Source organism: Pseudothauera nasutitermitis (genome assembly GCF_004801295.1).
Lineage (GTDB): Bacteria > Pseudomonadota > Gammaproteobacteria > Burkholderiales > Rhodocyclaceae > Pseudothauera > Pseudothauera nasutitermitis.
The window spans coordinates 402068-419545 of the sequence record NZ_SSOC01000005.1 but is presented as its reverse complement, the minus strand read 5'-3'; the positions used below and the strand labels follow the sequence as shown (position 1 = coordinate 419545).

11 protein-coding genes and 4 tRNA genes are annotated in these 17478 nt (G+C 65.2%); 13 read left to right on the top strand and 2 right to left on the bottom strand.

The features are described from left to right. Positions 1-39: 39 nt before the first annotated feature. Positions 40-2061 carry an FIST N-terminal domain-containing protein gene (locus tag E6C76_RS15220; protein ID WP_136349080.1) on the bottom strand — a complete coding sequence of 674 codons (2022 nt, stop codon included), beginning with the start codon at positions 2059-2061 and terminating at the stop codon, positions 40-42. Between the two features lie 97 nt (positions 2062-2158). Then, positions 2159-3565: an FAD-binding oxidoreductase gene (locus E6C76_RS15215; protein WP_136349079.1), complete on the bottom strand. Its 1407-nt coding sequence runs from the start codon at positions 3563-3565 to the stop codon at positions 2159-2161. A gap of 169 nt (positions 3566-3734) precedes the next feature. Between E6C76_RS15215 and E6C76_RS15210 the strand changes: the two genes are divergently transcribed. The 13 genes from E6C76_RS15210 to rpoC all read left to right on the top strand — a co-directional run bounded on the left by E6C76_RS15210 (position 3735) and on the right by rpoC (position 17397). Then, a tRNA-Tyr gene (locus tag E6C76_RS15210) sits at positions 3735-3819 on the top strand. An 80-nt stretch (positions 3820-3899) separates the two neighbouring features. Beyond that, positions 3900-3973 (top strand) — tRNA-Gly (locus E6C76_RS15205). 30 nt (positions 3974-4003) lie between these two features. After that, positions 4004-4078 (top strand) — tRNA-Thr (locus tag E6C76_RS15200). Between the two features lie 66 nt (positions 4079-4144). Further along, on the top strand, positions 4145-5335 hold the full coding sequence (tuf, locus tag E6C76_RS15195; RefSeq protein ID WP_136349078.1) for an elongation factor Tu: 1191 nt from the start codon (positions 4145-4147) through the stop codon (positions 5333-5335). Between the two features lie 64 nt (positions 5336-5399). Further along, positions 5400-5475: transfer RNA gene (locus tag E6C76_RS15190), tRNA-Trp, on the top strand. Positions 5476-5500: 25 nt separating this feature from the next. Beyond that, on the top strand, positions 5501-5848 hold the full coding sequence (gene secE, locus E6C76_RS15185; RefSeq protein ID WP_136349077.1) for a preprotein translocase subunit SecE: 348 nt from the start codon (positions 5501-5503) through the stop codon (positions 5846-5848). A 2-nt stretch (positions 5849-5850) separates the two neighbouring features. Continuing rightward, positions 5851-6384, top strand: a complete 534-nt coding sequence (gene nusG / locus E6C76_RS15180) for a transcription termination/antitermination protein NusG (RefSeq protein ID WP_136349076.1) — start codon at positions 5851-5853, stop codon at positions 6382-6384. A 110-nt stretch (positions 6385-6494) separates the two neighbouring features. Continuing rightward, positions 6495-6926 (top strand): 50S ribosomal protein L11, encoded by a 432-nt coding sequence (gene rplK, locus E6C76_RS15175; RefSeq protein ID WP_136349075.1) that lies wholly within the window; start codon positions 6495-6497, stop codon positions 6924-6926. A gap of 2 nt (positions 6927-6928) precedes the next feature. After that, entirely contained in the window at positions 6929-7627 is a 699-nt protein-coding gene (rplA, locus tag E6C76_RS15170) for a 50S ribosomal protein L1 (protein WP_136349074.1), read from the top strand. A gap of 230 nt (positions 7628-7857) precedes the next feature. Then, complete coding sequence (gene rplJ, locus E6C76_RS15165) at positions 7858-8361, top strand: 50S ribosomal protein L10 (protein WP_136349073.1); 504 nt, start codon at positions 7858-7860, stop codon at positions 8359-8361. Between the two features lie 52 nt (positions 8362-8413). Beyond that, a complete protein-coding gene (gene rplL, locus E6C76_RS15160) occupies positions 8414-8788 on the top strand; it encodes a 50S ribosomal protein L7/L12 (RefSeq protein WP_136349072.1) in 375 nt (124 codons plus the stop codon). A 176-nt stretch (positions 8789-8964) separates the two neighbouring features. After that, positions 8965-13098 carry a DNA-directed RNA polymerase subunit beta gene (rpoB, locus tag E6C76_RS15155; RefSeq protein ID WP_136349071.1) on the top strand — a complete coding sequence of 1378 codons (4134 nt, stop codon included), beginning with the start codon at positions 8965-8967 and terminating at the stop codon, positions 13096-13098. An 81-nt stretch (positions 13099-13179) separates the two neighbouring features. Continuing rightward, entirely contained in the window at positions 13180-17397 is a 4218-nt protein-coding gene (gene rpoC, locus E6C76_RS15150; RefSeq protein WP_136349070.1) for a DNA-directed RNA polymerase subunit beta', read from the top strand. The last annotated feature ends 81 nt before the right edge of the window (positions 17398-17478 follow it).

Sequence of the window (17478 nt, the reverse complement as noted above, 5' to 3'; positions counted from 1 at the left end):
GGGAAACGCAGCGGGCGCGGCCGCCGGGGGTGGCTGCCTTCAACTGCCGCTCTTGGTGAGCGTGCGCAGGCTGTCGGCGACCGACTTGGTGCGTACCGCCGTGTCGGCGGTACGCTGGCTCAGCTGTTCGATCGCTTCCAGCAGTCCGGTGAGATTCGCCACGCCGGCGGACTGGCTTTCGATCTCGCGGGCCACGCTGCCGATCTCGCCGGCGAGCCGGGAAATGTCGTGACTGATCTCCACCGCGCTGTTGCGCGACTTTTCCGCGAGCTTGCGGACTTCGTCGGCCACCACCGCAAAGCCGCGGCCCCATTTGCCCGCGCGCGCGGCCTCGATCGCGGCGTTGAGGGCGAGCAGGTTGGTCTGGTCGGAGATCTGCTGAATCACTTCCACCACCCTCTGGATGTGGGTGCTGGAATCGGCAAGCCCGCGCGCGCTGGAGGCCACCTCGCCGGCACGCTCGGCCAGCTCGTTCACGGTGGTCCCGGCCCGATGCACGACGTCGTCCTGTTCGACGATGTGGGCCGACAGTGCGTCCATGGAGCCGTGCAGGTCATCGGCGCAGCTTTCGAGTTCCCTGGCGGTGTGCTCCCGCAGCGCGTTCGATTCCTGCAGCACCCGGCCCAGTTCGTTGAGGCCGCCGAACACCCGCGCCATCGACTCGTCCAGTCCGGAGGCGTCCAGCGTGCTGTCGAAGTGCTGCGCTTCGAAGTTCTCGATCTGCTGTACGACCACGCGTGACAGGCCGGCCAGCTTGGCGATCTGGCGGCGCAGGAAAAAGGCCTTGAATTCGCCGTAATGGGCGACGAAACGGTCCACGTAGTCATCGCGGAAGCGCTCTGTGCCGGCCACGCGGAAGAAGAAGATGGCGGTCAAGGTCTGGTTGAGGTTGAGCCCCAGGATCTCGCCGAACGTGGAAAAGCCGGTCAGCGGCACGCCCTCGATGACCTTGCCCATGTCCGCCAATTCCCGCCCGTTGTAGAGGCGGCGCAGAATACAGTCATTGAAGATGCCCGCCGCCGGCAGTCCCGGCTTGCCTTCCAGGAAGCGCGCGAAGTCGCGCCGGGTGGCATCTACCAGGCTGGTACGGCGCACCAGCACCAGTTCCTCGCCCGGCGCCACGTCGCAGTAGAAATGCACCCGCCCGCCATCGAGGTCGAGCCTGGCCACGGAGCGCACGTAGATTTCCTGGCCGACGCGGATGGCAAAGGAGTACTCGGCGAGCTTGGCCTCCAGCGCGGCGGGCTCGCACTGCAGGCTGTCGCACAACGCATCCACCAGGGTGCCGATGCGGCCCTGCCGGTCGAACACCTGGCTGATGTAGCGCTGTTCGAGGGAGGCCGACAGCACGTTGAAGCTCATGCCGGTCGGCTCGAAATTCTGGCTCTTGAATACGCCGAAGCGCACGCCCGGCGCCATCTTCACGAACACCACCAGCGCGTGGTTCTCCAGGCGGCGCCGGCCGTCGTGCAGCCAGGTTTCCTTGAAATCCAGGGTGCCGCCCGCCGAACCGCCCACGAAGAGGCACGGAAAGCGGCCGCTGTCGTACAGGGCTTCCATGAAGAAGGATTCGGATGCCGACAGGCCGTCGAACAGTACGTAGGCGAAGGTGTCGCGGTGGTCGATGTCGATGTCCACCTGCAGGCCCTCGATATTGCGCGCCAGGCGCGCCACCCGTTCCTTCAGTGGCACGGCGACCGCGCCGCGGCGCAGATCCTCGCTCCCCAGTGGAATGGTCGCCACCCGGGCGCGCGCCACCAGCGAGGCGTCGAAGCATTGCAGCACCACGCGGTCCCAGCGTCCGCCGGTTTCGCAATAGAGTTGCCCGTGCTCCGCGCAGAGTTCCCCCGCGGTCGAGCACAGGGCCAGCGCGGCATCGGGAAAACGCCGCCGCACCTCGCTGGCGACGCGGTCGATATCTATGTGCGGTGAAACGAAACCGATCACCAGCGTCGGTTTGCAGCGCAGCCCGGCGAGCCGCGCGGCCAGTTCTGCGGAACTGGCTTGCAGCGTGAGGACCCTGGACGGCTGTACGCTCTTTCCACCCGAGAACAATCCCATGGCGTCTCCCGGTCCGTCCGGCGTTTATGAACAGTGGGTGAGTAGTATGACTCTAGTTGTATGGCGGCCGCCGTTTGCCGAACGGCCGGATTGCCGCTCAGAGCCCGGGCAGGACCTTGCCGGGATTGAGCAGATTGTCCGGATCGAGCGCGCGCTTGACCAGGCGCATCGCATCCACCGCCGCCTCGCCATGCTCGGCGAGCAGGAAATCCTGCTTGCCGAAGCCGATACCGTGTTCGCCGGTGCAGGTGCCGTCGAGTGCCAGCGCGCGTTCGACGATGCGCCGGTTGAGCGCCTCGGCGCGTTCCAGTTCGGCGGGATTGTCCGGATCGACCAGGATCACCGTGTGGAAGTTGCCGTCGCCCACGTGGCCGAGGATGGGCGCGATCAGCCCGCTCGCGGCGATGTCCTCGCGCGCGCCTGCGATGGCCTCGGCCAGCCGCGAGATCGGCACGCACACGTCGGTGGTCACCCCGCGGCTGCCCGGGCGCAGGTTGAGACAGGCGAAATAGGTGTCGTGACGCGCCTGCCAAAGCCGGCTGCGGTCTTCCGGGCGGGTGGCCCATTCGAAGTCCATGCCGCCTTGCTCGCGGGCGATTTCCTGCACGCTGGCAGCCTGTTCTTCCACGCCCGCCGGCGAACCGTGGAATTCGAAGAACAGCGTGGGCGCTTCGCGCAGCGTGGTCTTGCTGTAGCGGTTGATGGCCCGCACGGTGAGCGCTTCGAGCAGCTCGATGCGTGCCACCGGCACGCCCAGCTGGATGGTCTGGATCACCGTGCGCACGGCGGCGTCCACGCTCGGAAAGGCGCAGACCGCGGCGGAAACAGCCTCAGGCAGCGGATGCAGGCGCACGGTGAGTTCGGTGATCAGCCCCAGCGTGCCTTCCGCGCCGACCAGCAGGCGGGTCAGGTCGTAGCCGCTGGAAGACTTGCGGGCCCGTCCGCCCGTGCGGATCACGCGGCCGTCGGCCAGCACCGCGGTCAGCCCCAGCACGCTCTCGCGCATGGTGCCGTAGCGCACTGCGTTGGTACCGGAGGCGCGCGTCGAGGCCATGCCGCCGATGGAGGCATCCGCGCCCGGGTCGAGCGGAAAGAACAGGCCGCTGCCGTGCAGCGCCGCATTGAGCTGCTTGCGCGTGACACCGGGCTGCACCACCACGTCCATGTCCTCGGTGTGGATCGCCAGCACCTTGTTCATCTCGCTGAAATCGACGCAGAGGCCGCCGTGGATGGCCAGGATGTGGCCTTCCAGCGAGCTGCCCGCGCCATAAGGCACGATGGGTACGCGGTGCGCGCGGCAGGCCGCGACGATGGCGGCGACCTCCCCGGTGCTGTGCGGAAACACCACGGCGTCGGGCAACGCGTCCGGGAAATGCGATTCGTCATGGCCGTGGTGCGCGCGTACCGCCTGGGCGGTGGAGAAGCGCGCGCCGAACGCGGTGCGCAAGGTATCGACAAAGGCTGTGGGCAATGCATCACGTGCGGCGGGCTGCGGGGAGTTCATGGGAGGGTCTCCGGACTGCGGGCGAAGAAGCGGGAATTATCGGCCGAACGGCCGGTCCACGCAGGCCCCGGCAACTGGATCGGCAGGTGTGCAGTGGCGCGCGTCCGGACAGGCGCCAAAGTATTTGACAGTCGCCCACGAAGGCACTATAGTGCGGCGCTTCTCGCTTGGAGGGGTACCCAAGCGGTCAACGGGAGCAGACTGTAAATCTGCCGGCTCAGCCTTCGAAGGTTCGAATCCTTCCCCCTCCACCAAGCAGCTGAAATGCGCCGGGTCTTCCTGGTGTAGTGGGAAGTCTGGTGCGTGCGGTGAGTGCGGGTCGTCTGCGTTGTGCGCGGGTGTAGCTCAATGGTAGAGCAGAAGCCTTCCAAGCTTACGACGAGGGTTCGATTCCCTTCACCCGCTCCAGGTTGTGAGAGTTGCAGGTGTTTTTGCAGTGCCCATGTAGCTCAGTGGTAGAGCACTCCCTTGGTAAGGGAGAGGCCACGTGTTCAATCCACGTCATGGGCACCATCCCCTCTCTCCGTCTGGTGTTGAAGGTTTCCTAATTCCTGGTACTGACATTCAAGAGGTTTCGACATGGCGAAGGGCAAGTTTGAGCGGACCAAGCCGCACGTGAACGTAGGCACGATCGGCCACGTTGACCATGGCAAGACCACGCTGACGGCGGCGATCACCACGATTCTGTCGAAGAAGTTCGGCGGCGAGGCGAAGGCGTACGACCAGATCGACGCGGCGCCGGAAGAGAAGGCCCGTGGGATCACCATCAACACCGCCCACGTCGAATACGAAACCGAAACGCGCCACTACGCGCACGTGGATTGCCCGGGTCACGCGGACTACGTGAAGAACATGATCACGGGTGCTGCGCAGATGGACGGCGCGATCCTGGTGTGTTCGGCCGCGGACGGCCCGATGCCGCAGACCCGCGAGCACATCCTGCTGGCCCGTCAGGTGGGCGTGCCCTACATCATCGTGTTCCTGAACAAGTGCGACATGGTGGACGACGAAGAGCTGCTGGAACTCGTCGAAATGGAAGTGCGCGAACTGCTCTCCAAGTACGAATTCCCCGGCGACGACATCCCCATCGTCAAGGGCTCGGCGCTGAAGGCGCTCGAAGGCGACCAGTCGCCCATCGGCGAACCGGCGATCTTCGAACTGGCCGCCGCGCTGGACAGCTACATCCCGACCCCGGAACGCGCCATCGACAAGCCCTTCCTGCTGCCGATCGAAGACGTGTTCTCGATCTCCGGGCGCGGCACCGTGGTGACTGGCCGTGTGGAACGCGGCATCGTCAAGGTTGGCGAGGAAATCGAAATCGTCGGCATCAAGGCCACGGTGAAGACCACCTGCACGGGCGTGGAAATGTTCCGCAAGCTGCTGGACCAGGGCCAGGCGGGCGACAACGTGGGCGTGCTGCTGCGCGGCACCAAGCGTGAAGACGTCGAGCGCGGCCAGGTGCTGTGCAAGCCGGGTTCCATCACCCCGCACACCCACTTCACGGGCGAAATCTACGTGCTGTCGAAGGACGAAGGCGGTCGTCACACCCCGTTCTTCAACAACTACCGTCCGCAGTTCTACTTCCGTACCACGGACGTGACCGGCTCGATCGCGCTGCCGGAAGGCACGGAGATGGTGATGCCGGGCGACAACGTGTCGATCACGGTGAAGCTGATTGCGCCGATCGCCATGGAAGAAGGTCTGCGTTTCGCGATCCGCGAAGGCGGCCGTACCGTGGGCGCCGGCGTCGTCGCCAAGATCATCGAGTAACCCCTGACCGGGTTGCCCGATAAGAAAGCGCCCCCGCGAGGGGGCGCTTCGTAGTCTCTGCTGCAGGGGTATAGCTCAACTGGCAGAGCGTCGGTCTCCAAAACCGAAGGTTGGGGGTTCGATTCCCTCTGCCCCTGCCACTCTTTCCGGATACAGATAACGTCGATGGCCGATAAGTTGAAGTTTGCGCTGGCTCTCGCCCTGGTTGCGGCCGGCGTGGTCGGCTTCTACCTGCTGTCCGAGCAGCCGCTGGTGTTGCGCGTGCTGTCCGTGCTGGCCGGTGTGGGCGCCGGTGTCGGCGTGGCCGTGCTGTCCGAGCCGGGTCGCCGTTTCTTGGATTTCGCCCGCGAGGCGGTGGTGGAAACCAAGAAGGTCGTATGGCCGTCCCGCAAGGAGACGGTGCAGACGACCGGGATCGTGTTCGCCTTCGTGGTGGTGATCGCGATCTTCCTGTGGCTGACCGACAAGTCCCTGGAATGGGTGTTGTACGACCTGATCCTGGGCTGGAAATGATCATGACGAAGCGCTGGTACGTGGTGCACGCCTATTCCGGGTTCGAGAAGTCCGTCCAGCGGGCGCTCGTGGACCGGATCAATCGCGCCGGCATGCAGGACATGTTCGGCCAGATCCTCGTGCCCGTCGAGGAAGTCGTCGAGATGAAGGGCGGGCAGAAGAGCATCTCCGAACGCAAGTTCTTCCCCGGCTACGTGCTGGTGGAAATGGAGATGAACGACGAGACCTGGCACCTGGTCAAGTCGACCTCCAAGGTCACCGGCTTCGTCGGCGGCACGGCCAACAAGCCGACGCCGATCTCCGACAAGGAAGTCGACAAGATCATGCACCAGATGCAGGAAGGGGTGGAGAAGCCCCGGCCCAAGGTGCTGTTCGAGACCGGCGAGGTGGTGCGCGTCAAGGAAGGCCCGTTCACCGACTTCCACGGCTCGGTCGAGGACGTCAATTACGAAAAGAGCAAGCTGCGGGTGTCGGTGACCATCTTCGGTCGCGCCACCCCGGTGGAACTGGATTTCGCCCAGGTCGAGAAGACCTGAGCATCGCGGCGGGCGCCCGGGTGCCCGCCGTTGTTGCCCGTTTACCGCGGGCGTCGAGAGGAGCGCCGGCTTGACCGGCGCGTTTGCACTCATTACAGGAGCATGCCGCAATGGCAAAGAAAATCATCGGCTACATCAAGCTGCAGGTGCCGGCCGGCAAGGCCAACCCCAGCCCCCCGATCGGTCCCGCGCTCGGTCAGCGCGGCCTGAACATCATGGAATTCTGCAAGGCCTTCAATGCCCAGACCCAGGGTCTGGAGCCGGGCCTGCCGATTCCGGTGGTGATCACGGCCTTCGCCGACAAGAGCTTCACCTTCATCATGAAGACTCCGCCGGCCTCGGTGCTGATCAAGAAGGCGGCGAAGGTACAGAAGGGCTCGGCGAAGCCGCATACCGACAAGGTCGGCTCGATCACCCGCGCCCAGGTCGAGGAAATCGCCAAGACCAAGATGAAGGATCTGACCGCTGCCGACCTGGAAGCCGCCGTGCGTACCATCGCCGGTTCCGCGCGCAGCATGGGCATCACCGTGGAGGGCCTGTGATCATGGCTAAGATTTCCAAGCGCGTTCAGGCCCTGCGTGCCAAGGTTGACCGCAACCGCAACTACGCCGTCGGCGAAGCCCTGACCCTGGTCAAGGAGCTGGCCACCGCCAAGTTCGACGAATCCATCGACGTGTCCGTAAACCTGGGCGTCGACGCGCGCAAGTCCGACCAGGTGGTGCGCGGTTCCGTGGTGCTGCCCGCCGGTACCGGCAAGAGCGTGCGCGTGGCCGTGTTCGCCCAGGGCGACAAGGCCGAGGCCGCCCGTGCCGCGGGTGCCGACGTGGTCGGTTTCGACGACCTGGCCGAGCAGGTCAAGGGCGGCAATCTGGATTTCGACGTGTGCATCGCCACGCCGGATGCCATGCGCGTGGTCGGCCAGCTGGGCCAGATCCTCGGCCCGCGCGGCCTGATGCCGAACCCCAAGGTCGGCACCGTGACCATGGACGTGGCCACCGCCGTGAAGAACGCCAAGGCCGGCCAGGTGCAGTACCGTACCGACAAGGCCGGCATCGTGCATGCCACCATCGGCCGCGCCTCGTTTGCCGAAGAGGCGCTGCAACAGAACTTCAACGCCCTGATCGACGCGCTGGTGAAGGCCAAGCCTGCCGCCGCCAAGGGCGTGTACCTGCGCAAGATCGCCCTGTCCAGCACCATGGGTGCCGGCGTGCGCGTCGAGCCGGGCAGCATCAACGCCGCCTGAGGGCGGTAACAGAACTTTGGGACGTCGCGTGGCGTTCGCGCCGCGCGGCGGATCGTCAAAGACCGCAGGTGTGGATCTCCGGATCCGCTTAAGCAACCCTGGTTGGCCTGCGCAGACGGTGAACCCAGAACAGGATACCGCCGGAAACGGCCAAACTCCTGATCCAGGTCGCCGTGGGTGTGGAGCGCGTTTCGTGTTCCACGTGTGGACTTGAAAGGAGGAAAAGACCTGTGAGTCTTAATCTCGATGACAAGAAAGCCGTCGTGGCAGAGGTGTCGGCACAGGTAGCCAACGCCCAGACCATCGCGGTGGCCGAGTATCGCGGCATTGCGGTGGGCGATCTCACCGTGCTGCGTGCCAAGGCCCGCGAATCTGGTGTGTACCTGCGTGTGCTGAAGAACACCCTGGTGCGCCGCGCGATCGCCGACACGCCGTTCGCCGGCCTGTCCGACCAACTGGTCGGCCCGCTGATCTACGGCATCTCGGAAGATCCGGTGGCCGCCGCCAAGGTGCTCAACGACTTCGGCAAGGGCAACGACAAACTGGTGCTGAAGGCCGGTTCCTATGCGGGCAAGGTACTCGACCAGGACGGCATCAAGGCCCTGGCCTCGATTCCCAGCCGCGAAGAACTGCTCGCCAAGCTGCTGGGCGTCATGCAGGCACCGGTCTCCGGCTTCGCCGGCGCGCTGGCCGCGCTGGCCAAGAAGCGCGAAGAAGAAGGCGCGGCTGCCTGAGGCACCGGCTCTACGGTTTTCTGACTAGTTTGGATTTTGGAGTAATTTGAAAATGGCTATCAGCAAAGAAGACATCCTCGAAGCCGTCGGCTCGATGACCGTGATGGAACTGAACGACCTGGTCAAGGCGTTCGAAGAGAAGTTCGGCGTGTCCGCTGCCGCGCTGGCCGTGGCCGGTCCGGCCGCTGGCGCCGCTGCCCCGGCTGCCGAAGAAAAGACCGAATTCGACGTGATCCTGGCCGCCGCCGGCGACAAGAAGGTCGAAGTCATCAAGGTCGTGCGTGCCGCCACCGGTCTGGGCCTGAAGGAAGCCAAGGACGTCGTCGACGGCGCGCCGAAGGCCGTCAAGGAAGGCATCTCCAAGGCCGACGCCGACGCGCTGAAGAAGCAGCTGGAAGACGCTGGCGCCAAGGTCGAAATCAAGTAAGATCAGGCCTTGTCATGGGGCTGGTGCTCATTTCGAGCGCCAGCCCTTTCGTGCTTTCTGCACGCAGGAGGCCAGAACACGGTGTCCCGACCGCCCCGCGGCCGGATCAGACGCCTCGCGGGGTACCGTGTTCTGTCCTTTGTTTGTCCGACGTCTGACCTCTACCCGGAGCATCCATGGCGTATTCCTACACCGAAAAGAAGCGTATCCGCAAGAGCTTCGCCAAGCGCGCGGCCGTGCTGGACGTGCCTTTCCTGCTCGCCACCCAGATCGAGTCGTTTGCCTCCTTCCTGCAGGCCGAAACGCCTCCGGAGTCCCGAGTCAACCAGGGTCTGCAGGCCGCGTTCACGTCGATCTTCCCGATCGTCAGCCACAGCGGCAACGCGCGCCTCGAATTCGTCCAGTACATGCTGGGCGAGCCCGCCTTCGACGTGAAGGAGTGCCAGCAGCGCGGCCTGACCTTCGCCTCGCCGTTGCGTGCCCGCGTGCGCCTGGTGATCATGGATCGCGACGCGCCCAAGGAAACCATCAAGGAAGTGAAGGAGCAGGAAGTGTACATGGGCGAGATTCCGCTCATGACCACCACCGGCTCCTTCGTCATCAACGGTACCGAGCGGGTCATCGTCTCCCAGCTGCACCGTTCGCCGGGGGTGTTCTTCGAGCACGACCGCGGCAAGACCCACTCCTCGGGCAAGCTGCTGTTCTCCGCGCGCATCATCCCCTACCGCGGTTCCTGGCTGGACTTCGAGTTCGATCCGAAGGACTACCTGTACTTCCGCGTGGACCGTCGCCGCAAGATGCCGGTGACCATCCTGTTGCGCGCCATCGGCATGACGCCGGAAGAGATCCTCGAAACCTTCCACGATTTCGACGATTTCCACCTGTCCGCCGAGACGGTGCAGTTCACCCTGGTGCCCGACCGCCTGCGCGGCGAAGTGGCGCGCTTCGACATCACCGCGCCGGATGGCAAGCCGATCGTCGCGCGTGACAAGCGCATCACCGCCAAGCACATCCGCGAGCTGGACCAGGCCGGCGTGACCCGCATGGCGGTGCCGGAAGACTTCCTGGTGGGCCGCATCCTGGCGCGCAACGTGGTGGACGCCGAAACCGGCGAGCTGATCGCGCGCGCCAACGACGAGATCACCGAGGAACTGCTGGCCAAGCTGCGCGAGGCCGGCGTGCGCGACATCCAGACCCTGTACGTGAACGATCTGGACCGCGGTGCCTACATCTCCTCCACGCTGCGCATCGACGAGACCGCCGACCAGTGGGCCGCCAGGGTCGCCATCTACCGCATGATGCGTCCGGGCGAGCCGCCCACCGAGGATGCCGTGGAAGCGCTGTTCCAGGGCCTGTTCTATGCCGAGGAGCGCTACGATCTGTCGTCCGTCGGCCGCATGAAGTTCAACCGCCGCGCCTATCCCGAGAAGGTCGAGGACAAGGCGCCCGAGTGGCTGAAGCGCTTCCACCAGGGCGTCGGCCCGCGTGGCGAGGAAGGCGCCGGCACGCTGTCCAACGAGGACATCCTGGCGGTCATCGGCGTGCTGGTGGAGCTGCGCAACGGCCGCGGCGAGATCGACGACATCGACCACCTGGGCAACCGCCGCGTGCGTTCGGTGGGCGAACTGGCCGAGAACCAGTTCCGCGCCGGCTTGGTGCGCGTCGAGCGCGCCGTCAAGGAGCGTTTGAGCCAGGCCGAATCCGACAACCTGATGCCGCACGACCTGATCAACGCCAAGCCGATCTCGGCAGCGATCAAGGAGTTCTTCGGCTCCAGCCAGTTGTCGCAGTTCATGGACCAGACCAACCCGCTGTCCGAGATCACCCACAAGCGCCGCGTCTCCGCGCTGGGGCCGGGCGGTCTGACCCGCGAGCGCGCCGGCTTCGAGGTTCGCGACGTACACCCGACCCACTACGGCCGCGTGTGCCCGATCGAGACGCCGGAAGGCCCGAACATCGGCCTGATCAACTCGCTGGCCGTGTATGCGCGCACCAACCGCCACGGCTTCCTGGAGACGCCGTACCGCAAGGTGAACGACGGTGTGGTCACCGATCAGATCGACTTCCTCTCCGCCATCGAGGAAGGCCAGTACGTGATCGCCCAGGCCAACGCCGAGATCGCCGAGAACGGCACGCTGGCCGGCGAACTGGTGAGCTGCCGCCACAAGGGCGAGTTCATGCTGGCGACCGCCGACCAGGTGCAGTACATGGACGTGGCGCCGGGCCAGATCGTCTCGGTGGCAGCCTCGCTGATCCCCTTCCTGGAGCACGACGACGCCAACCGCGCGCTGATGGGCGCCAACATGCAGCGCCAGGCCGTGCCCTGCCTGCGCCCGGAAAAGCCGCTGGTCGGCACCGGCATCGAGCGCACCGTGGCGGTGGACTCCGGCACCGCGGTGCAGGCCCTGCGCGGCGGGGTGGTGGACTACGTGGATTCCAGCCGCATCGTGGTTCGGGTCAATGACGATGAAAACGAGGCCGGCCAGGTCGGCGTCGACATCTACAACCTGATCAAGTACTCGCGTTCCAACCAGAACACCAACATCAACCAGCGCCCGATCGTCAAGGTCGGCGACAAGATCGCCAAGGGCGACGTGGTGGCCGACGGCGCCTCCACCGACCTGGGCGAACTGGCCCTGGGCCAGAACATGCTGGTGGCCTTTATGCCGTGGAACGGCTACAACTTCGAAGACTCGATCCTGATCTCCGAACGCGTGGTGGCCGAAGACCGCTTCACCTCGATCCACATCGAGGAACTCACCGTGGTCGCCCGCGATACCAAGCTGGGGCCCGAGGAAATCACCCGCGACATCGCCTCGCTGGGTGAAGCCCAACTGGGCCGCCTGGACGAGTCCGGCATCGTCTACATCGGTGCGGAGGTCGAGGCCGGCGACGTGCTGGTCGGCAAGGTGACCCCGAAGGGCGAAACCCAGCTGACTCCGGAAGAGAAGCTGCTGCGCGCGATCTTCGGCGAGAAGGCCTCCGACGTGAAGGACACCTCGCTGCGCGTGCCCGCCGGCATGGTCGGCACCGTCATCGACGTGCAGGTGTTCACCCGCGAGGGCATCGAACGCGACAAGCGCGCCCAGTCGATCATCGACGACATGCTGCGCGGCTTCAAGACCGACCTGGCCGACCAGATGCGCATCGTCGAACGCGACGCCTTCGCCCGTCTGCGCCGCCAGATCGTCGGCCAGAAGGCCAACGGCGGGCCGAAGAAGCTGGCCAAGGGCACGGAAATCTCCGACGCCTACCTGGATCAGCTCGAGCCCTACCACTGGTTCGACATCCGCATGGCCAACGAGGACCTCGCCGCCCAGCTGGAAGCCGTGCGCGAAGGTCTGGAGAAGACCCGCAAGGACTTCGACAGTGCCTTCGAGATCAAGAAGAAGAAGCTCACCCAGGGCGACGAACTGCCCCCGGGCGTGCAGAAGATGGTCAAGGTGTATCTGGCCGTGAAGCGCCGCCTGCAGCCCGGCGACAAGATGGCCGGCCGCCACGGCAACAAGGGCGTGGTGTCGCGCATCGTGCCGGTCGAGGACATGCCGTACATGGAAGACGGTACCCCGGTGGACATCGTGCTCAACCCGCTCGGCGTGCCGTCGCGGATGAACATCGGCCAGATCCTCGAAACCCACCTGGGCTGGGCCGCCAAGGGCCTCGGCAACAAGATCGACCGCATGCTGCGCGCCCAGGCCGCCACCGAGGAAGTGCGCGCGCTGCTCGGCCAGATCTACAACGAGACCGGAACCCCCGAGGAAATCGGTGCTCTGAGCGACGGCGAGGTGCTGGAGCTGGCCTCCAACCTGTCCAAGGGCGTGCCGTTCGCCTCGCCGGTGTTCGACGGTGCCAAGGAGTCCGAGATCGAGAGGATGCTGGAACTGGCCGGCCTGCCGGTCGGCGGCCAGGTCACCCTGTACGACGGGCGCACCGGCGAAGCCTTCGAGCGCAAGGTCACCGTGGGCTACAAGCACGTGCTGAAGCTGCACCACCTGGTGGACGACAAGATGCACGCGCGTTCCACCGGTCCGTACTCCCTGGTCACCCAGCAGCCGCTGGGCGGCAAGGCGCAGTTCGGCGGCCAGCGCTTCGGTGAAATGGAAGTGTGGGCGCTGGAAGCCTACGGCGCGGCCTACACGCTGCAGGAAATGCTGACCGTCAAGTCGGATGACGTGACTGGCCGGACCAAGGTGTACGAGAACATCGTCAAGGGCGAGCACAAGATCGATGCCGGCATGCCGGAATCCTTCAATGTGCTGGTGAAGGAAATCCGCTCCCTGGCGATCGACATCGACCTGGACCGCTACTAAGAATCCGGCCACGGGCCGGCGGTTGGAGGCGCTGCGCGTTTCCTGCCGCCGGCCCGGCCCCACTCCTCGCTGGAGATATTGATGAAGAGCTTGCTCGCCGATCTGTTCAAGCAAACCTTGCCGAACGAGGAAGAGTTCGACGCCATCACCATCGGCCTGGCCTCGCCGGACAAGGTCCGTTCCTGGTCCTATGGTGAGGTCAAGAAACCCGAGACCATCAACTACCGTACCTTCAAGCCCGAGCGCGACGGCCTGTTCTGCGCCAAGATCTTCGGGCCGGTGAAGGACTACGAGTGCCTGTGCGGCAAGTACAAGCGCCTCAAGCACCGCGGCGTGATCTGCGAGAAGTGCGGCGTCGAGGTCACCCTGTCCAAGGTGCGCCGCGAGCGCATGGGCCACATCGAACTGGCCAGCCCGGTCGCCCACATCTGGTTCCTGAAGAGCCTGCCCAGCCGTCTCGGCATGGTGCTCGACATGACCCTGCGCGACATCGAGCGTGTGCTGTACTTCGAAGCCTTCGTGGTGGTCGAGCCGGGCATGACCCCGCTCAACCGCGCTCAGCTGCTCACCGAGGACGACTACCTCGCCAAGGTCGAGGAGTATGGTGACGACTTCGACGCCGTGATGGGCGCCGAGGGCATCCGAGCCCTGCTCGGGTCGCTCAATGTCAACCTGGAAATCGAGAAGCTGCGCGGCGAGCTGGAAACCACCAACTCCGAAGCCAAGATCAAGAAGTTCTCCAAGCGCCTGAAGGTGCTGGAGGCCTTCCAGCAATCCGGCATCAAGCCGGAATGGATGATCCTCGAAGTGCTGCCGGTGCTGCCGCCGGACCTGCGTCCGTTGGTGCCGCTGGACGGTGGCCGCTTCGCCACCTCCGACCTGAATGACCTGTACCGCCGGGTCATCAACCGCAACAACCGCCTGAAGCGCCTGCTGGAACTGAAGGCGCCGGAAATCATCGTGCGCAACGAAAAGCGCATGCTGCAGGAAGCCGTCGATTCGCTGCTCGACAACGGCCGCCGCGGCAAGGCTATGACCGGCGCCAACAAGCGCCCGTTGAAGTCCCTGGCCGACATGATCAAGGGCAAGGGCGGCCGCTTCCGCCAGAACCTGCTCGGCAAGCGCGTGGACTACTCGGGCCGTTCGGTCATCGTCGTGGGCCCGCAGCTCAAGCTGCACCAGTGCGGCCTGCCCAAGTTGATGGCGCTGGAACTGTTCAAGCCCTTCATCTTCAACAAGCTCGAACTGATGGGTCTGGCGACGACCATCAAGCAGGCCAAGAAGATGGTGGAATCCCAGGAACCCGTGGTGTGGGACATCCTGGAAGAAGTCATCCGCGAGCATCCGGTGATGCTGAACCGCGCGCCGACGCTGCACCGTCTGGGCATCCAGGCCTTCGAGCCGGTGCTGATCGAAGGCAAGGCCATCCAGCTGCATCCGCTGGTCTGCGTGGCTTTCAACGCCGACTTCGACGGTGACCAGATGGCGGTCCACGTGCCCCTGTCGCTGGAAGCGCAGATGGAAGCCCGCACCCTGATGCTGGCCTCCAACAACGTGCTGTCGCCGGCCAACGGCGAGCCGATCATCGTGCCCTCGCAGGACATCGTGCTCGGCCTGTACTACGCTACCCGCGAAGGCGTGAATGCGCCGGGCGAGGGCATGCTGTTCACCGACGTGGGCGAGATCAAGCGCGCCTACGAATCCAAGCAGATCAGCCTGCACGCGCGCGTCACCGTGCGCCTGAAGGAAATCGAGGTGACCGCCGAGGGCGAGCACCGCGAGAAGATCACCCGCTACGACACCACCGCGGGCCGCGCCATCCTGTCGGAAATCCTGCCGCCGGGGCTGCCCTTCAGCGTCATCGACAAGCCGCTGAAGAAGAAGGAAATCTCCCGCCTCATCAACGCCTCCTTCCGCCGCTGCGGGCTGCGCGCCACGGTGATCTTCGCCGACAAGCTGATGCAGTTCGGCTATGCGCTGGCGACCCGCGCGGGCATCTCCATCGCGGTCAAGGACATGCTGGTGCCCAAGCTCAAGGATGAGCTGATCCGCGCCGCCGAGGCCGAGGTCAAGGAAATCGCCCAGCAGTACACCTCCGGTCTGGTGACCGACGGCGAACGCTACAACAAGGTCGTGGACATCTGGGGTCGCTGCGGCGACCAGGTGGCCAAGGCGATGATGGAGCAGCTCGGCCACGAAGCCGTGGTGAACCGCGAAGGCAAGGAAGCCAAGCAGGAATCCTTCAACTCCATCTACATGATGGCCGACTCGGGCGCCCGCGGTTCCGCCGCGCAGATCCGCCAGCTGGCCGGCATGCGCGGCCTGATGGCCAAGCCGGACGGCTCCATCATCGAGACGCCGATCACCACGAACTTCCGTGAAGGCCTCAACGTTCTGCAGTACTTCATCTCCACCCACGGTGCCCGTAAGGGTCTGGCGGATACGGCGCTGAAGACCGCGAACTCCGGTTACCTGACCCGCCGTCTGGTGGACGTGACCCAGGATCTGGTGGTCATCGAGGACGACTGCGGCACCCGCGACGGCTTCAACATGAAGGCGCTGATCGAGGGCGGCGAAGTGGTCGAACCGCTGCGCGAGCGCATCCTCGGCCGTGTGTGCGCCGAGGACGTGGTCAATCCGGATACCCAGGAAACGCTGATCGAGGCCGGCACGCTGCTCGACGAAGACTGGGTGGATCAGATCGAAAGTCTGGGCATCGACGAAGTCAAGGTGCGCACCCCGCTGACCTGCGAAACCCGCTACGGCCTGTGCGCCAAGTGCTATGGCCGCGATCTGGGCCGCGGCAGCCAGGTGAACGCCGGCGAGGCGGTCGGCGTGATCGCCGCCCAGTCGATCGGCGAACCGGGCACCCAGCTCACCATGCGCACCTTCCACGTCGGTGGTGCGGCCTCCCGTGCCGCTGCCGCCAGCGGCGTCGAGGCCAAGTCGGCCGGTACCGTGCGCTTCGCCGGCAACATGCGCTACGTCGCCAACGTCAAGGGTGAGAAGGTGGTCATCGCGCGTTCGGCCGAAGTGGTCGTCGCCGACGACATGGGCCGCGAGCGCGAACGCCATAAACTGCCCTACGGCGCCACCCTGCTGGTCGACGACGGTGTCGCCATCAAGGCGGGCACCCAGCTGGCCAGCTGGGATCCGCACACCCGTCCGATCATCACCGAGTACGCCGGTACGGTGAAATTCGAGAACGTCGAGGAAGGCGTCACCGTCGCCAAGCAGATCGACGAGGTCACCGGTCTGTCCACGCTGGTGGTCATCGATGCCAAGCGCCGCTCCAGCTCCTCCACCGCCAAGGGCGTGCGTCCGCAGGTGAAGCTGTTCGACGAGAACGGCGAGGAGATGAAGATCGCCGGCACCGACCACGCGGTGGCGATCACCTTCCAGGTCGGCTCGCTGATCACCGTCAAGGACGGCCAGCAGGTCGGCGTGGGCGACGTGCTCGCGCGCATCCCGCAGGAATCCGCCAAGACCCGCGACATCACCGGCGGTCTGCCGCGCGTGGCCGAGCTGTTCGAAGCGCGTTCGCCGAAGGACGCCGGCCTGCTGGCCGAGTACACCGGCACCGTGTCGTTCGGCAAGGACACCAAGGGCAAGCAGCGCCTGGTGATCACCGAGCCGGACGGCCAGGTGCACGAATTCCTGATCCCCAAGGACAAGCACCTGATGGTGCACGACGGCCAGGTGGTGAACAAGGGCGAGTTGATCGTGGACGGCCCGGCCGATCCGCACGACATCCTACGCCTGCAAGGCATCGAGGCGCTGGCCCACTACATCATCGACGAAGTGCAGGACGTCTATCGTCTGCAGGGCGTGAAGATCAACGACAAGCACATCGAGGTGATCGTCCGCCAGATGCTGCGCCGCGTGGTCATCACCGATCCGGGCGACACCAAGTTCATCCGCGAGGAACAGGTGGAGCGTTCCGAGGTGCTGGACGAGAACGACCGCATGGAAGCCGAAGGCAAGCTGCCGGCGCAGTACGAAAACGTGCTGCTGGGCATCACCAAGGCCTCGCTGTCCACCGACTCGTTCATCTCCGCGGCGTCCTTCCAGGAAACCACCCGCGTGCTGACCGAGGCGGCGATCATGGGCAAGCGCGACGAACTGCGCGGCCTGAAGGAAAACGTCATCGTCGGCCGCCTGATCCCGGCGGGGACCGGTCTGGCCTATCACCGCAACCGCCGCGCGCAGGAGGAGGGCGAGGATCTGGCCGCCGAGCATGCCTGGACGCCCGTGGAGGAAACGACCGCGGTCGAAGGGCGGGACGCGGAAGCCAGTTGACGCCGCGATTCAAGATGAACTAAAATCCGGCCTCTTTTTGTGGACTGACCAATCGTAGTCGGTTCCGAGCCGGAATAAACC

Bases quoted from the DNA above. Each gene is read 5' to 3' on its own strand.
- rplL (WP_136349072.1), top strand. From the start codon at position 8,414: ATGGCTATCAGCAAAGAAGACATCCTCGAAGCCGTCGGCTCGATGACC.
- rplK (WP_136349075.1), top strand. From the start codon at position 6,495: ATGGCAAAGAAAATCATCGGCTACATCAAGCTGCAGGTGCCGGCCGGC.
- secE (WP_136349077.1), top strand. From the start codon at position 5,501: ATGGCCGATAAGTTGAAGTTTGCGCTGGCTCTCGCCCTGGTTGCGGCC.
- rpoB (WP_136349071.1), top strand. From the start codon at position 8,965: ATGGCGTATTCCTACACCGAAAAGAAGCGTATCCGCAAGAGCTTCGCC.
- rplA (WP_136349074.1), top strand. From the start codon at position 6,929: ATGGCTAAGATTTCCAAGCGCGTTCAGGCCCTGCGTGCCAAGGTTGAC.
- rpoC (WP_136349070.1), top strand. From the start codon at position 13,180: ATGAAGAGCTTGCTCGCCGATCTGTTCAAGCAAACCTTGCCGAACGAG.
- E6C76_RS15220 (WP_136349080.1), bottom strand. From the start codon at position 2,061: ATGGGATTGTTCTCGGGTGGAAAGAGCGTACAGCCGTCCAGGGTCCTC.
- tuf (WP_136349078.1), top strand. From the start codon at position 4,145: ATGGCGAAGGGCAAGTTTGAGCGGACCAAGCCGCACGTGAACGTAGGC.
- E6C76_RS15215 (WP_136349079.1), bottom strand. From the start codon at position 3,565: ATGAACTCCCCGCAGCCCGCCGCACGTGATGCATTGCCCACAGCCTTT.
- nusG (WP_136349076.1), top strand. From the start codon at position 5,851: ATGACGAAGCGCTGGTACGTGGTGCACGCCTATTCCGGGTTCGAGAAG.